The sequence below is a fragment of the Streptomyces sp. NPDC006197 genome (assembly GCF_040613865.1).
Lineage (GTDB): Bacteria > Actinomycetota > Actinomycetes > Streptomycetales > Streptomycetaceae > Streptomyces.
Map to the genome: position 1 here is coordinate 1 of NZ_JBEXSZ010000178.1, position 15534 is coordinate 15534.

A 15534-nucleotide genomic window follows, 5' to 3' on the forward strand; every position below is an offset into this window, starting at 1 on the left:
GTGCGTGGTGGAGGACCGCGTGCGGGACCGGGGGAAGGTGTTCCTGCCGTTCGAGGAGGACGGCGGTCTCCGTGTGCGGACCGCGTCAGATCACGTCGCCCGGCTTCGGGAGCGGCTTGCCGTACCAGCGCTCGATCAGCCGGGAGGCGATCGAGATGCCGTACGGGGGCAGGACCTCGCCGGACTCGAAGGCGGCGGCCAGGTCCTCGCGGGAGAACCAGCGGGCCTCGTGGATCTCCTCGCCGTCCACGTCGATCTCAAAGGACGTGGCGCGGGCGAAGAAGCCCAGCATCAGGCTGGACGGGAACGGCCAGGGCTGGCTGGCGACGTACTCGACCTCGCCGACCGTGACGCCGGCCTCCTCGAAGACCTCGCGGGCCACCGACGCCTCGATGGACTCGCCCGGCTCGACGAAGCCGGCGAGGGTCGAGAAGCGGCCCTCGGGCCAGTGCACCTGGCGGCCGAGCAGCGCCCGGTCCCGGTCGTCGGTGACCAGCATGATCACCGCGGGGTCGGTGCGCGGGTAGTGCTCGGCGCCGCAGGCCTGGCAGCGGCGGACGTGCCCGGCGGCCGCGATGACCGTGCGCTCGCCGCAGCGCGAGCAGAAGCGGTGGAGGCGCTGCCAGTTCTCCAGGGCCACGGCGTGCACCATGAGGGCCGCGTCGCGGTCGGAGAGCAGCAGGCCGGCCTCGCGCAGCCCGGCGGGGCGCGCGGACTGGTCCATGCGGCCGGGCAGGGAGTCCTTCTGGAGCGCGAAGTAGGAGACGCCGTCGGCGTCCGTGCCCAGGAAGTAGCGGTGGGTCTCGGTGACCGGGGCCTCGAAGGCCGGGGTCATCACGATCTCGGTGGTGCCGTCGGGGCGGTCGTCGATCAGCACCTGGCCGCCGGAGACCACGAAGACCCGGGTCGTGGGGTGGCTCCAGGCCGCCGCCAGCCACGCCTCGTCGAGGCGGTGGTGGGCGGCGCGGTCGATGCCGCTCGGGGCGGTGAGCGAGATCGGGCGGTCCGCGGACGCGTGCGCCAGGCTGCTCGGCGCGTTCTTCAAGGTGCTCACAGGTGCTTCCAACTCCCCCGGATCGGTGTGTGGGTTCAGCGCGCGGCGTGGAGTGCGGCGGGCAGGTCGCTCCACAGGTGCGCGGTCGTCTCGACGCCCTTCATGAGGAGATCGAGTTCGATCTTCTCGTTGGGGGCGTGCCAGCCGTCGGACGGGACGGAGATGCCGAGGAACAGGACGGGTGCTCCCAGGACGTCCTGGAGGTCGGCGGCCGGTCCGGAGCCTCCCTCGCGGGTGTAGCGGACCTTGGCGCCGTCGAAGGCCCGGCTCATGGCCCCGGCCACCGCCTTGAGGGCGGGGTGGTCGAGAGGGGTGAGGCAGGGGCGGGTCGGGGCGCCGAAGACGATCCCGTGCCGGATGCCGGCGGGGACGAGCCCGTCGAGCCAGTCCCGTACCGCGAGCTCGATCTTGGCCGGGTCCTGGCCCGCGACCAGCCGGAACGACAGCTTGATCCGGGCCGAGGCGGGGACGATCGTCTTGCCGCCGGGGCCCTGGTAGCCGCCGCCGATGCCGTTGACCTCGGCCGTGGGGCGGGCCCAGACCCGCTCCAGGGTCGTGAAGCCGGCCTCGCCGAGGGTGCCGTGGGACTTGGCCGTCCGCAGCCAGGCCTCCTCGTCGAAGGGCAGCTCGGCGACGAGGGCCCGCTCGGCTTCGGTGAGTTCCGTCACGCCGTCGTAGAAGCCGGGGATCGCGACGTGCTCGTGCTCGTCGTGGAGGGCGGCGACGATCCGGCCGGCGACGGTGGCCGGGTTCGGCACGGCGCCGCCGAAGGAGCCGGAGTGGATGTCCTGGTCGGGGCCGTACAGCTCGATCTCGCAGTCGGCGACCCCGCGCATGCCGGTGCAGACGGTGGGGGTGGTCTCGGACCACATGCCGGTGTCGGAGACGATCACGGCGTCGGCGGCGAGCCGCTCGGCGTGCTCCTCGACGAGCGCGCGGAAGTGCGGGGAGCCGGACTCCTCCTCGCCCTCGACGATCAGCTTGAGGTTGACGGCGGGCGTCGTGCGGCCGGTGGCGGCGAGGTGGGCGCGGACGCCGAGGGTGTGGAAGAACACCTGCCCCTTGTCGTCGGCGGCCCCGCGCGCGTACAGCCGGCCGTCGACCACCGTCGGCTCGAACGGCTCCGTGTGCCAGCCGTCCTCGCGGGCCGCGGGCTGCACGTCGTGATGGCCGTAGACGAGGACGGTCGGGGCGTCCGGGTCCCCGGAGGGCCACTCGGCGAAGACGGCGGGCGCGCCGGCGGTCTCCCAGACCTCGACCGTGGTGAAACCGGTCTCCGTGAGCTTGGCGGCGAGCCACTCGGCGCTGCGCCGTACGTCCCCGGCCCGGTCCGGCTGGGCCGACACGGAGGGGATGCGCAGCCACTCGGCCAGGTCGCCGAGGAAGGCGGCACGGTGCTGCTCGACGTACGTGCGTACGGTGTGGACGACGCTGTCCGGGGTCTCGCTCATGCCCCGAGCCTATCCGGCGCCCGGAGGTGTCCCACCCAGCAGGAGGGCCTCCAGCTCGGCGCGGCCGGGCAGCCGGGTGGGGCGGGCGACCTCACCCGTTCGGACGTACACGAAGGCGGCGGCCACCTCCTCGGGCGCGAGGCCGTGCTGCTCGGCCCAGGCGAGCCGGTAGATCGCGAGCTGCAGCGGGTCCGCGGAGCGGTCCCGGCTGGTCTTCCAGTCGACGATCTCGTACGCGCCGGACCGCGGGTCCCGGTAGACGGCGTCGATCCTGCCCCGGACGACCCGGCCCGCGAGGGAGAGGTGCACGGGGACCTCGACGCGGTACGGGGTGCGGTGGGCGTACGGGGTGCGGGCGAAGGCCTCCTTGAGCTCGTCGAGGTCCCGCTCGTCGAGGATCTCGGGCTCACCCGCGAAGTCCTCGCCGCCGGGCAGCTCCTCCGGGCCGAGGAACGGGAGCGGGAGCTCCTCGAAACGGGACTCCACCCACGCGTGGAAGCGGGTGCCCCGGCGGGCCGCGGGCTGCGGCGCCTTCGGCATCGGCCGGGCCAGCTCCTGGGCGAAGCCGTCGGGGTCGGCGGCGAGGCGCAGGACCTGGGAGGCGGAGAGGTACGCGGGGAGGAGGACGTCCCGGGTCGTCGCGCGGGCGCGGCGGAGCTCGGTGGTGAGGGCGGTGAGGTCGCGGTCCCAGGAGGCGAGGGTGCGGGCGTCTTCGGGGGTGATCTCGGCGTACGGTTCCGAGGGCGGGGCCTCGGGCTCCCTCGGTGCGGGGATCGCGTCCGCGTGGGTGTCTTCGGGGAGAGCCTCCTCGTCCCAGATAGGTTCCTCTTCGTCGGGCCAGGGGTTCTCGGGGTCCGGGCCCGGGAGGTCGGGCGCTGCGCTGGTGGGGTTGTGCCCACCCTCCCCCAAGCTCTCGGCTCCGCTCGAGCAGGGGGGACCCCCCTCGCCCTGCGGAACGATTGCCCACAACCGGTGGCGCACGGCCTCCGCCGCCTCCTTGCGGCGCTTGAAGGACTCCTCGTCCAACGGAAGCGGCCAGGCCAGGTCCTTGTCCCCTTCCGTCAGGGAAGGGTTCTCCGCGTCCGGTTCCGGTTCGTCCGCCCACGCCTCGATCTCGCCGTGACCCGCCGCGCAGTGGTCGTACAGCGCGCGGAGGAAGTCCGAGGGGCCGCGGGGCTTCTTCTGGGCGGGGCCCCACCAGTGGGCGGAGCCGAGGAGCAGGGAGCGGGGGCGGGTGAAGGTGACGTAGCCGAGGCGGAGCTCCTCGGTGTGCTGGTGGTCGCGCATCTCGTTCTTGAAGGACGTGAGGGCCTTGGCGTCCCAGGTGTCGATCCCCGGCAGGGTGGCCGCGTCGCCGCGCAGGGCGTGCGGGAGCACCTGGGGCTGCGAGGTCCACGACTCGCGGGCCCGGGCGCTCGGGAACTGGCCCGCGACCAGGCCGGGGACGGCGACGACGTCCCATTCGAGGCCCTTGGACTTGTGGGCGGTGAGGACCTTCACGGTGTTCTCGCCGCCGGGCAGCGCGCTGTCGAGGCCCTTCTCGAACTGGACGGCCGTGCGCAGGAAGCCGAGGAAGGCGAGGAGGCTGGCCTCGCCGTCGAGGGAGGCGAAGCCGGCGGCGATGTCGAGGAAGTGGCCGAGGGTCTCGCGGCGGCGGGCCGCGAGCGCGTGCGGGGAGGCGGAGAGCTCGACCTCCAGGCCGGTCGCGGCGAGGACGCGATGCAGCACGTCCATGAGCGGGTCGGCGAGGGAGGTGCGCAGGGCGCGCAGCTCGGCGGCGAGGCGCGCGAAGCGGACCCGGGCCTCGGCGGAGAAGGCCAGGCCGTCGTCGGTGCCGCCGGAGTCGAGGAAGGTGTCGAGCGCGTCGGCGAGGGAGACGACCTCGGCCGGGTCGACGCCCTCGACGGCGGCGGCGAGCCGCTGCTCGGGGTCCGCCTCCTCGCCGCCCCGGTGGACGAGGAGGCGGGCGCGGCGGCCGAGGAGGGCCAGGTCGCGGGCGCCGATGCGCCAGCGGGGGCCGGTGAGGAGACGGACCAGGGCGGCGTTGGCCCCCGGGTCCTGGAGGACCTCGCAGACGGCGACGAGGTCGGCGATCTCGGGCAGGTGGAGGAGGCCGGAGAGTCCGACGACCTCGACGGGGACGTCCCGGGCGACGAGGGCCGCGTGGATGGCGGGGAAGTCGGTGGCGGTACGGCACAGGACGGCGATCTCGCCGGGCTCGCGGCCGGTCCGTACGAGGTGGGCGAGGGAGTCGGCGAGCCAGTCGATCTCCTCCGCGTGGGTGGGGAGGAGGGCGATGCGGACGCTGCCGTCGTGCTCGGCGCCCGGGGCGGGGCGCAGCGCCTCCACGCCCGCGTGCATGGCCCGCAGGGGGGCGGCGAGGCCGTTGGCGAGGTCCAGGAGGCGGCCGCCGCTGCGCCGGTTCTCGGAGAGGGAGTAGCGGCTCGCGGGGCTGCCGTCCGCGTGCGGGAAGTGCTCGGGGAAGTCGTCCAGGTTGGCGACGGAGGCGCCGCGCCAGCCGTAGATGGCCTGGCAGGGGTCGCCGACGGCGGTCACCGCGTGTCCGGTGCTCCGGCCGGACGGGTCCTGGCCGAAGAGTCCGGAGAGCAGCAGGCGCTGGGCGACGGAGGTGTCCTGGTACTCGTCGAGGAGGACGACGCGGAACTCCTCGCGCAGGATGGCGCCGACCTCGGGCCGGGTGGTGGCGAGCTCGGCGGAGCGGGCGATCTGGTCGCCGAAGTCGAGCAGGTCGCGGGAGCGCTTGGCGGCGCGGTAGCGGACGACGAGGTCGAGGAGTTCGCGGCGGGCGGCGGCGGCCTCGGGGACCTTGCGCAGTTCGGCGTTGCTGAGCTTGGCGTCGGCGAGGGCGTCGAGGAGTTCGGAGTCGTACGCGAGGAGCCGCTCGGGCGGCACGAGGTGCTCGGCGAGCTCGGCGTCGAGGGCGAGCAGGTCGGTGATGAGGGTCGGGAAGGACCGGGTGAGCGCGGGGTACGGGCCGGGGGCCTCGCGCAGCACGCGCGCGGCGAGCTGGTAGCGGGTGGCGTCGGCGAGGAGGCGGGAGGTGGGCTCCAGGCCGATGCGGAGGCCGTGGTCGGTCAGGAGCTGCCCGGCGAAGGCGTGGTACGTGGAGATGCGGGGCTCGCCCGGGGGGTTGTCCGGGTCGATGACGTCGGGGTCGGTGACGCCGGCGCGGACGAGGGCGGTGCGGACGCGCTCGGCGAGCTCGCCCGCCGCCTTGTTGGTGAAGGTGAGACCGAGGACCTGCTCGGGGGCGACCTGGCCCGTGCCGACCAGCCAGACCACCCGGGCGGCCATCACCGTCGTCTTGCCGGAGCCGGCTCCGGCCACGACGACCTGCGGGGCGAGCGGCGCGGTGATGCAGGCCGTCTGCTCCGGAGTGAACGGGATGCCGAGGAGCTCCTTGAGCTGCTCGGGGTCGGTGATGCGTGCGGTCACCGGAAGAGGCTAGCGGTGCCCTCCGACACTCGGCCCCACACGGTTCCCACCTGCGCTTCTACGCGGACGTGCCCTGGCCGAGCTTCGAGAGGTCGACCGTCTCACCGGGCGGCGGGGCCTTCACGTCGACCGGCTTGTCGTAGTCGGAGAGCACGATGCTGCCGGGCTCCTTGCCGCCCGTCCTGACCATCTTCCGGATGTACGGTTTGCCCTGCTCCGAGACGGACACGGTGGCCGTCTCGCCGCCGGCCTTCTTCTTCACCAGGGTCGCGACCGGGGTCCCGTCGACCTTGCCGTCCGGCCCCCGGGTCAGCCCCCTGCGCTGCTCCTTGTCCTTGCCCAGGTCGGCGAGGAGCGACTTCAGGTCGCAGACGCCGCCGAGGTCCTGGCTGCCCGCCTGGCCCGGGGCGATCTTCAGCCAGCGGTCCTTGATCAGTTCGAGGGTGGCCGTGATCTGCGCCTCCGGCATGCCCTGGGAGGCCATGGAGGCCCGCCAGAAGGCCTCGTCGCCCTTCAGGTAGGTGACGTGGTCGACCCGGCGCAGCTCGGCGGTGCCGCCCTTGATCTTCATCAGGCCGGTGCACTCGTCGCTGTCGTTGACGGCGAAGTCGATGTCGAGCGGCTGCCCCTCGCTGACGACCCGGCCGGTCATGCGCAAGGACGTCGCGGACTGGGTGGCGGTCACGGCCCGGTCGCCGATCTCGTCGGCGGTGAGGCCCCTGAACGGATCCGGGGAGGGAGCGGGCGCGGGCGCCGCGGCGCCGGACGGGACGGCGCCGGCCCGGGCGGTCGCCGCCCAGGCCGCGGCCGGCGCGGGTCCCATGACGACGACGGCGGCGCAGACGACGGCCGCGGCGCGGAGCTTTCGGTGGGACTGGGACGTCATGCGAGCCTCCTCGCTGATTCCCCCGGGCCGTCCCACCAGGGTCGCCCCACGCGCGCGTGCCCGCGACCGGGCCGGGGGGCCGGGGGTCAGTCGACGACCTGGCGGCCCTCCGGGCGGGCGCTGCACGAGGCCCGGAAGGCGCAGGTCGTGCAGTGCTGGCCGGTGCTGGGGGTGAACCGCTCGTCGAGGACCCGGCCCGCCGCGTTGGCGAGCAGTTCGCCGACCCACTCCCCGGTCAGCGGCTCCTGCGCCTGGACCTTGGGCAGGGCGTCGCCGCCCTCCTTCTTCGGGGCCGCCTGCCGCAGCTGTACGAGCTCCGCGCCGCCCGGTTCCGGGCGGTCGCCGCCGAAGACCTCGTCGAGGGCGCCCTCCCGCACCGCGAGCTGGTAGACGGCCAGCTGCGGATGGTGGGCGACCTCGTCACGGGTGGGGGCCGACTTGCCGGTCTTGAAGTCGACGACGTACGCGCGCCCGTGCTCGTCGGTCTCGACGCGGTCCATGGAGCCCCGGATGCGGACCTCGTACTCCCCCGCCGCCAGGGTCACGTCGAAACCGTGCTCGGAGGCGGCCGGGGTGCGGCCGCCGCGGTCCATGACGTGCCAGCTCAGGAAGCGTTCGAGGGCCACGCGCGCGTTCTGCTTCTCCTGGGCCGACTTCCAGGGCGCGTCGAAGGCGAGGGCGTCCCACACGGAGTCCAGCCGTGCCATGAGGACGTCGAGGTCGGCCGGGGTGCGCCCGGAGGCGACCTCGTCGGCGAGGACGTGGACGACGTTCCCGAAGCCCTGGGCGGCGGTGGCCGGGGCCGCCGCCTTGACCTCCCGGCCCAGGAACCACTGGAGGGCGCAGGTGGAGACCAGGTTCTCCAGGGAGCTCGGCGACAGCGCCACCGGCCGGTCGCGGTCACGCAGCGGCGCCGCGCTGTGCGTCGGCTCGAACAGGCCCCACCAGCGGTCCGGATGCGCGGCCGGAACCAGCGGCTGGCCGTCCTCGTCGGTGAGCGCGGCCAGCCGGGCGAGCCGGTCGGCGGCCGCCTCGCGGAGCGCGGGCGAGGCCTCCGGGTCGACGGTGGTGGCGCGGAGCTCGGCGACCAGGGCGGAGACGGCGAGCGGGCGGCGCGGGCGGCCCGGGACGTCCTTCGGCTCGGCGCCGAACTCGGTGAGGAAGCGGGACGGCTGGTCGCCGTCCTCGGCCGCGGCCTTCACGGCGGTCACGACGAGCCGGTCGCGGGCGCGGGTGGCGGCGACGTAGAACAACCGGCGCTCCTCCGCGAGGAGGGCGCCGGGGCTGAGTGGCTCGGCGAGGCCGTCACGGCCGATGCGGTCCGCTTCGAGGAGGGAGCCCCGGCGACGGAGGTCCGGCCAGAGGCCCTCCTGCACACCGGCGACGACGACGAAGCTCCACTCCAGGCCCTTGGAGCGGTGCGCGGTCATCAGACGGACGGCGTCCGGTCGGGTGTGCCGGCGGGTGAGGGTGTCGGCGGCGATGTCCTGGGCGTCGAGCTCCTCCAGGAAGTTGAGGACGCCTCGGCCGCCGACGCGCTCCTCGGCGCGGGCGGCGGTCTCGAAGAGGGCGCAGACGGCGTCGAGGTCGCGGTCGGCGTTGCGCCCGGCGGGGCCGCCGCGCAGGGCGGCGCGCTCCAGACGGCCGGGCCAGGGGGTGCCCTGCCAGAGCACCCAGAGGGCCTCCTCGGCGGTGCCGCCGACGTCGAGCAGCGCGCGGGTCTCCTGGAGGAGCTGCCCGAGGCGCTGGGCGCCGCGTGCGTAGGCGGGGTCGTGCGCGACGAGGCGCTCGGGCTGTGCGAGTGCCTGGGCGAGCAGGACGTCGGAGGGGGGCGGGACCTTGTTGCCCGCGGCGCGCTCCTCGTCGCGGAGGGCGCGGCCGAGGCGGCGGAGGTCCGCCGGGTCCACCCCTGCGAGGGGTGAGGCGAGCAGTTCGAGTGCCGTCTCGACGGGGAGCCATGCCGCTTCGGTGCCAGGGGCGCCCGAAGTGCCCGCCGCACGGGGGGCGGTCTCGACGGGGTCGCCGTCCGGCGCGGGCACGGCGTCCTGGGCGTCCGGGGTGGGTGCGGCGCCGTCGTTTGTGCCCACCCGTTCCGCCGGGGCGGAACGCATGCCCACAACCGAGGGCGCGGAACGGGTGCCCGCAACGGTTGCCACCGCCCTCAGCGCCAGCAGCAGGGGGGCCACCGCCGGTTCGTGTCGGAGGGGGGTGTCCGCCGCGTCCGTTTCCACGGGGACGCCCGCCGAGGTGAGGGCGCGGCGGAGGGACGGGAGGGAGGCGGCGGCGCGGGTGAGGACGGCCATGTCCTGCCAGGGGACGCCGTCCTCCAGGTGGGCGCGGCGCAGCAGGTCGGCGATGTTCTCGGCCTCCGCCGAGGCCGTGGGGTACGTGTACGCCTCCGCCCGGCCCCCGTCCCGCGTCGGGGCGAGCTCGCGGTGGGCTCGGACCTTGTCGGCGGGGAGCCGGGGCATCGGCATGCGCCGGGCGAGCTGCCGGGTCGCCCCGAGCAGCTCCTCGCCCGAGCGGCGCGAGGTGCGCAGGACGCGGACGTCCGCGCCGGCGAAGGAGGACGGGAAGTCGAGGATGCCGTTCACGTCGGCGCCGCGGAAGGCGTAGATGGACTGGTCCGGGTCGCCGAAGGCGACGACCGTGCTCCGGCCGTCGCCCGCGAGCGCGTGCAGGAGCCGGACCTGTGCCGGGTCGGTGTCCTGGTACTCGTCGACGTAGATCGCGTCGTACGCGGGCGTGCGGGCGTCCCGGGCGAGCGGTACGGCCCGGTGGACGAGCTCCGCGTAGTCGAGGACGCCCTGGAGGTCGAGGACGTCGAGGTACTCGGCGAGGAAGCCGGCCGCGGCCTTCCAGTCCGGGCGGCCGACCCGGTCCGCGAAGCGGGCGAGGGCGTCCGGTCCGAGGCCCAGTTCGCGGGAGCGCGCGAGGACGGCCCGTACCTCGTCGGCGAAGCCCCGGGTGGTGAGGCAGGCGCGGAGTTCGTCGGGCCAGCCGACCCGGCCGAGGCCCGCCTTCTCCAGGTCGATCTGGCCGGCGAGGAGTTCGCGGACGGCGAGGTCCTGCTCGGGTCCGGAGAGCAGCCGGAGGGGTTCGGCGAAGAGCTCGGCGTCCTGGTGGGCGCGGATGAGGGCGTAGCAGTACGAGTGGAAGGTCGTCGCCTGCGGGGGGCGGCGGCCGCCGAGCCTGGTGGCCATGCGGTCGCGGAGTTCGACGGCGGCCTTGCGGCTGAAGGTGAGGACGAGGAGGCGTTCGGGGTCGGCGCCGTTCTCCATGCGGGCGGCGACCGCCTCGACCAGCGTGGTCGTCTTGCCGGTGCCGGGTCCGGCGAGGACGAGGAGAGGTCCGCCGGTGTGGTCAACCACTTCCCGCTGGACTGCGTCCAGCTGAGGGGGATCCAGCGGGGCCGGCGTGGTGCGTACCAGTCGGTACGCGCCCGGGGTCCGCTGCCGTCCCGGACCCGGGTACGGCTGTCCCTGGTGCGGCGGCGTACGCCGGGTGGTGGAGGAGGAGCTCACGTGGTTCGCCGGTCCTGGTGGGTGTGGTGGTGCGGGTGAGGCGGCCGTGTGCCGTGGCCGCCGCCTCGGGAGACGCGAGCGAAGACGTTACGCGAAGCGGGCCGCCGACAAGCCGTACTCCGGACCGCGTCCACCCTCGCGGGCCCGTCCCACCCGGGCCGACCGGGGCGGCTCCCTCAGATGTGAGTTCCGTCCCAGCGGGCCCGGCGCATGTCGATCCGCGGTACGTGTCCCTCGGCCGCCGGGCCCGCCGCGCGCAGCGGGGTGCCCTCCTCGCGGTAGTGGCCGAGGGCCCGGAGCTCGTGGCCGGGCAGCAGCGTGCCGTCGGCGCGCACCACCCGCCACCAGGGGGCCGTCCCGCCGTACAGGGCCATGACCCGGCCGACCTGGCGCGGTCCGCCCTCGCCGAGCCACTCGGCCACGTCGCCGTAGGTCATGACGCGGCCGGGAGGGATCGTGTCGGCGAGGTCGAGCACCCGCTCCGCGTACTCGGGCAGTTCTCCGGTCTCCCCCACGGGTTCCTCCATGCTCATCCGCCCCATCCTGCCTCACCCCACCGACATGGCCCTGATGCCTCCGCGCGGCAGCTCTTCGTGCCACCATCGTGCGGGCGGTGACTGGTGATACGAGATCAAGAGCGACAAGTACAAGAACACGTACGAGAGCAAGACGTACCAGAACGAGATCGACAAGACGCGCATGCAGAGACGGACATGGTGATGGGGCAGGACACGCAGCCTCCCGGCGGGGCTCAGCCCGACGTGCCCGAGCGGGTCTCCGGTGACGAGCCGCTGCTCGCCGCCCGCGTCCACCGGCCCTCCGACCTCATGCGGCTGCTCGTCGGTCTGCTCGCCATCGGACTCGTCATCGCCGTCGCCGCGTTCGCCCACGCCACGACCTCGGGCCTGGAGCAGGACATCAACAAGGGGGCGACCGGCACCCCGGACGTCTTCGTCAAGATCGCCGGTCTCGTCTCGTCCATCGCCGTCCTGCTCGTGCCGGTCGCCTTCGCCATCGAGCGGCTGATCAAGCGGGACGGGCTGCGCATCGCGGACGGCGTCCTCGCCGCCGTCCTGGCGCACGGCGTCACCCTCGCCACCGACCTGTGGGTCGCCCAGGCCGCGCCCGGCACGATCCAGGACGCGCTGACCCAGCCGCAGTCCGGGGGCGGCCTCACGGACCCGGTGCACAACTACCTCGCGCCGGTGATCGCGTACATGACGGCCGTCGGCATGGCCCGCAGGCCCCGCTGGCGGGTGTCGCTCTGGGTGGTGCTGCTGCTCGACGCGTTCACGATGCTGGTGGCCGGCTACACCACCGCCCTCTCGATCATCCTGACCGTCCTGATCGGCTGGACGGTGGCGTACGGCACGCTGTACGCCGTCGGCTCGCCGAACGTCCGGCCCACCGGGCAGACCCTCCTCGCCGGTCTGCGCCGGGTCGGCTTCCGGCCGGTGACCGCGCTGCGCGCCGAGGGCGTGCCGGACTCGGCGGACAGCGCCGACCGGGGCCGCCGTTACATCGTGACCCTGGAGGACGGGCCGCCGCTCGACGTCACCGTCGTCGACCGGGAGCAGCAGGCGCACGGCTTCTTCTACCGCGCGTGGCGGCGGATCACGCTGCGGACGGTCACCACCCGCCGCTCGATCGTCTCGCTGCGCCAGGCCCTGGAGCAGGAGGCGCTCCTCGCGTACGCGGCGATCGCCGCCGGGGCGAACGCGCCCAAGCTGATCGCCACCTCGGAGCTCGGCCCGGACGCCGTGATGCTGGTGTACGAGCACATCGGCGGCCGGAACCTGGACTCGCTCGACGACGCCGAGATCACCGACGAGCTGGTCCGCAGCGCCTGGCGGCAGGTCCGGGCGCTGCAGTCGCGGCGGATCGCGCACCGCCGGCTCACGGGGGACGCGATCCTGGTGGATCGTTCCGGCGGGGTGGTCCTCACCGATCTGCGGGGCGGCGAGATCGCGGCCGGCGACCTGGTGCTGCGGATGGACACCGCCCAGCTGCTCACCACCCTCGGTCTGCGGGTCGGGGCGGAGCGGGCGGTCGCCGCGGCCGTCGAGGTCCTCGGCCCGGACACCGTCGCCGACTGTCTGCCGCTGCTCCAGCCGATCGCGCTGAGCCGCTCCACGCGCGCGACGCTGCGGAAGCGGGCGCGGGAGCGGTCCGCGCGGGAGCGGGAGGCCGTGCTCGCGGCCTCGGAGGCGGCCAAGCACGAGCGGGAGCTCGCGAAGGCCGAGGCGGCGGCGGACCGGAAGGCCGTACGGGCGGAGACGAAGGCCGAGAAGAAGGCGGACAAGAAGGCCGAGAAGCGGGCCCTCGACACCGCCCTGGACGAGGCCCGCGAGGAGGACCTGCTCGCGCAGATCCGGCAGCAGGTACTGCTGATCCGCCCGCAGGCCCCGGTGGAGCCGGTCCGGCTGGAGCGGATCAAGCCGCGGACCCTGGTCAGCCTGATCGCGGGCGCGGTCGCCGCGTACTTCCTGCTGTCGCAGATCGCCCGTACGCCGCTGTCGACGATCAGCGAGGCGGACTGGCGCTGGGTGGCGGCGGCCGTGCTGTTCTCTGCGCTCAGCTATGTGGCGGCGGCGATGAGCCTGCTCGGCTTCGTGCCCGAGCGGGTCGGGTTCTGGCGGACGGTGGTGGCGCAGGTCGCCGGCTCCTTCGTGAAGATCGTCGCCCCGGCGGCGGTCGGCGGCGTCGCCCTGAACACCCGCTTCCTCCAGCGCTCGGGGGTGCGCCCGGGGCTCGCGGTGGCGAGCGTCGGCGCCTCGCAGCTCTTCGGGCTCGGGGCGCACATCCTGCTCCTGCTCTCCTTCGGCTATCTGACGGGCACGGAGAAGTCGCAGTCCTTCACCCCGTCGAGGACGGTCATCGCCGGGCTCCTGACGGTCGCGGTGCTCGTCCTGGTGGTGACGGCCATCCCGTTCATGCGCAAGTTCGTGTCGACGCGGCTGCGCTCGCTCTTCGCCGGTGTGGTGCCCCGCATGCTGGACGTGCTCCAGCGGCCGGTGAAGCTGCTGACCGGCATCGGCGGCATGTTGCTCCTCACCGGCGCGTTCGTGCTCTGCCTGGACGCCTCCATCCGGGCCTTCGGACACGCCCACCAGTCGATCAGCTACGCGAGCGTGGCCGTCGTCTTCCTCGCGGGCAACGCGCTCGGCTCCGCGGCGCCGACGCCGGGCGGTGTCGGCGCGGTCGAGGGCGCGCTCACCTTCGGTCTGGTGGCGGTCGGCCTGCCGCTGGAGGTCGCGACCCCGGCGGTGCTCCTCTACCGCCTGCTGACGCTGTGGATCCCGGTGCTGCCGGGGTGGCTCTGCTTCAACTGGCTGACCAAGCGGGAAGCCCTGTAAGGCCTGTCCGGCGGATCAGGGCCGGACCCGGCCGGATCCCGCCGGAGACCCCCCAGGGCCCGCCGCACGGCCGGCGGGCCCCCCTCGTTCGCCACCCGCTTGGCCCCCCGTCCCGCGCGGGGGCGCGGGCGGCGGCCCACGATGGGCCTATGCCGATCTCCGCCGCCCAGCGCGCCGCTCTGCTCACCGCCACCACCGTGCTGCTCGCCGCCGGTTGCTCGGACGGCGGAGACGGGGCGGCGGACCCGGTGAAGGCGTCCGCCACCGCGAGCGGGCTCGCGGCGCTGACGGCGCAGAAGCTGTCCTGGGCGCCCTGTCCGCCGCCGTCCGCCGCCGAGGGCGGCGGGCCGTCGCCCTCACCGCTGGCCGGGGGCACCGCATGGGAGTGCTCCTTCCTCCAGACGCCGCTCGACTGGTCGGCGCCGGACGGCGACAGGATCGAGCTGGCCCTCATCCGGGCCAGGGCGAAGGACAGCGCCCGGCGGATCGGCTCGCTCGTCTTCAACTTCGGCGGGCCCGGCGGCTCCGGCGTCACCGGCCTGCCCGGTTTCGCCGGCGACTACGAGGCCCTGCGCGGCCGCTACGACCTGGTCTCCTTCGACCCGCGCGGCGTCGGCCGCAGCGACCCCGTCGAGTGCGCCACCGACAAGGAGCTCGACGCCTACTACGCCCTGGACTTCACGCCCGACGACGCCGCCGAGGAGCGGACGCTGTCCGACGCGCAGAAGCGGTACGCGAAGGGCTGCGAGCGGGACGCGGGCGCGGCCCTGCCGCACGTCGGCACGGAGAACGCGGCCCGGGACATGGACCTGATGCGCCAGGTCCTCGGCGACGAGAAGCTGCACTACTTCGGCATCTCGTACGGCACCGAACTCGGCGGCGTCTACGCCCACATGTTCCCCGAGAACGTGGGCCGGGCCGTCTTCGACGCGGTCGTCGACCCGGACGCAGGCGTCGAGGAGGGCGCCCTCGGCCAGGCGAAGGGCTTCCAGCTCGCGCTGGACAACTTCGCCCAGGACTGCGTGGACCGCGGCGACGAGTGCGCGCTGCCCGGTGGCAGCGTCGCCGAGATCGAGGAGGGCATCACGGACCTCCTCGCGGCCCTCGACAAGAAGCCGATCCCCGGGATCGGCAACCGCAAGCTGACCCAGACGCAGGCCACCAACGGCATCGCGCAGGCCCTGTACTCCAAGGAGTTCTGGCCGTATCTGGAGCAGGGGCTGGACGCGGCCGACGGCGGCGACGGGGGGCTGCTCCTCTCCCTGTCCGACTCGATGAACGGGCGCGGCGAGAACGGCTCGTACAGCAACATCCAGGCCGCGAACGCGGCCATCAACTGCGTGGACTTCAAGGAGCGCTACACCCTCGGGCAGGCGAAGGAGCGGCTCGGCCAGTTCCGCGAGGCCTCCCCCGTCTTCGGCGACTTCATGGGCTGGGCGCTGGCGAGCTGTTCGAACTGGCCGGTGCCGGGAGGGTGGGAGCACCCGGACGTCTCCGCGCCGGGCTCGGCGCCGATCCTGGTCGTGGGGAACACCGGAGACCCGGCCACGCCGTACGAGGGCGCCCGGGCCATGGTGAAGGCGCTCGGCAAGGGCGTCGGGGTGGAGCTGACGTACGAGGGCGAGGGGCACGGCGCGTACAACGGCGGCAGCGCGTGCGTGAAGAAGGCGGTGGACGACTACCTGCTGGCGGGCAAGGTCCCGACCTCGGGCACGGTCTGCAAGACCGACTCCGCAGAAGCTGCGCACCAGGAAGCCCCTCACGGCCGGCGCGGTCGCCAAGAACCTCGGCGCCCTCGTGCTCGCGG

At 74.3% G+C, this 15534-nt stretch carries 7 protein-coding genes and 1 pseudogene; 2 read left to right on the forward strand and 6 right to left on the reverse strand.

The annotated features are described in order from the left end of the window. Positions 1–85: 85 nt before the first annotated feature. The 6 genes from nudC to ABZ318_RS35005 form a co-directional block, all read right to left on the reverse strand. Positions 86–1054, reverse strand: a complete 969-nt coding sequence (gene nudC / locus ABZ318_RS34980) for an NAD(+) diphosphatase (RefSeq protein ID WP_356906465.1) — start codon at positions 1052–1054, stop codon at positions 86–88. Between the two features lie 35 nt (positions 1055–1089). Next, a complete protein-coding gene (locus tag ABZ318_RS34985) occupies positions 1090–2505 on the reverse strand; it encodes a dipeptidase (RefSeq protein WP_356906466.1) in 1416 nt (471 codons plus the stop codon). Positions 2506–2514: 9 nt separating this feature from the next. After that, on the reverse strand, positions 2515–5961 hold the full coding sequence (locus ABZ318_RS34990; protein ID WP_356906467.1) for an ATP-dependent DNA helicase: 3447 nt from the start codon (positions 5959–5961) through the stop codon (positions 2515–2517). A 58-nt stretch (positions 5962–6019) separates the two neighbouring features. Further along, positions 6020–6847, reverse strand: a complete 828-nt coding sequence (locus ABZ318_RS34995) for a hypothetical protein (protein ID WP_356906468.1) — start codon at positions 6845–6847, stop codon at positions 6020–6022. 86 nt (positions 6848–6933) lie between these two features. Beyond that, entirely contained in the window at positions 6934–10254 is a 3321-nt protein-coding gene (locus tag ABZ318_RS35000) for an ATP-dependent DNA helicase (RefSeq protein WP_356906471.1), read from the reverse strand. A 293-nt stretch (positions 10255–10547) separates the two neighbouring features. After that, positions 10548–10913, reverse strand: a complete 366-nt coding sequence (locus tag ABZ318_RS35005; protein ID WP_356906469.1) for an MGMT family protein — start codon at positions 10911–10913, stop codon at positions 10548–10550. A gap of 171 nt (positions 10914–11084) precedes the next feature. Here ABZ318_RS35005 and ABZ318_RS35010 point away from each other — a divergent pair, with 171 nt between their 5' ends. Then, positions 11085–13727 carry a lysylphosphatidylglycerol synthase transmembrane domain-containing protein gene (locus ABZ318_RS35010; RefSeq protein WP_356906470.1) on the forward strand — a complete coding sequence of 881 codons (2643 nt, stop codon included), beginning with the start codon at positions 11085–11087 and terminating at the stop codon, positions 13725–13727. Positions 13728–13876: 149 nt separating this feature from the next. Then, positions 13877–15451: pseudogene (locus tag ABZ318_RS35015) on the forward strand (alpha/beta hydrolase); the annotation flags it as partial. Between the last annotated feature and the right edge of the window lie 83 nt (positions 15452–15534).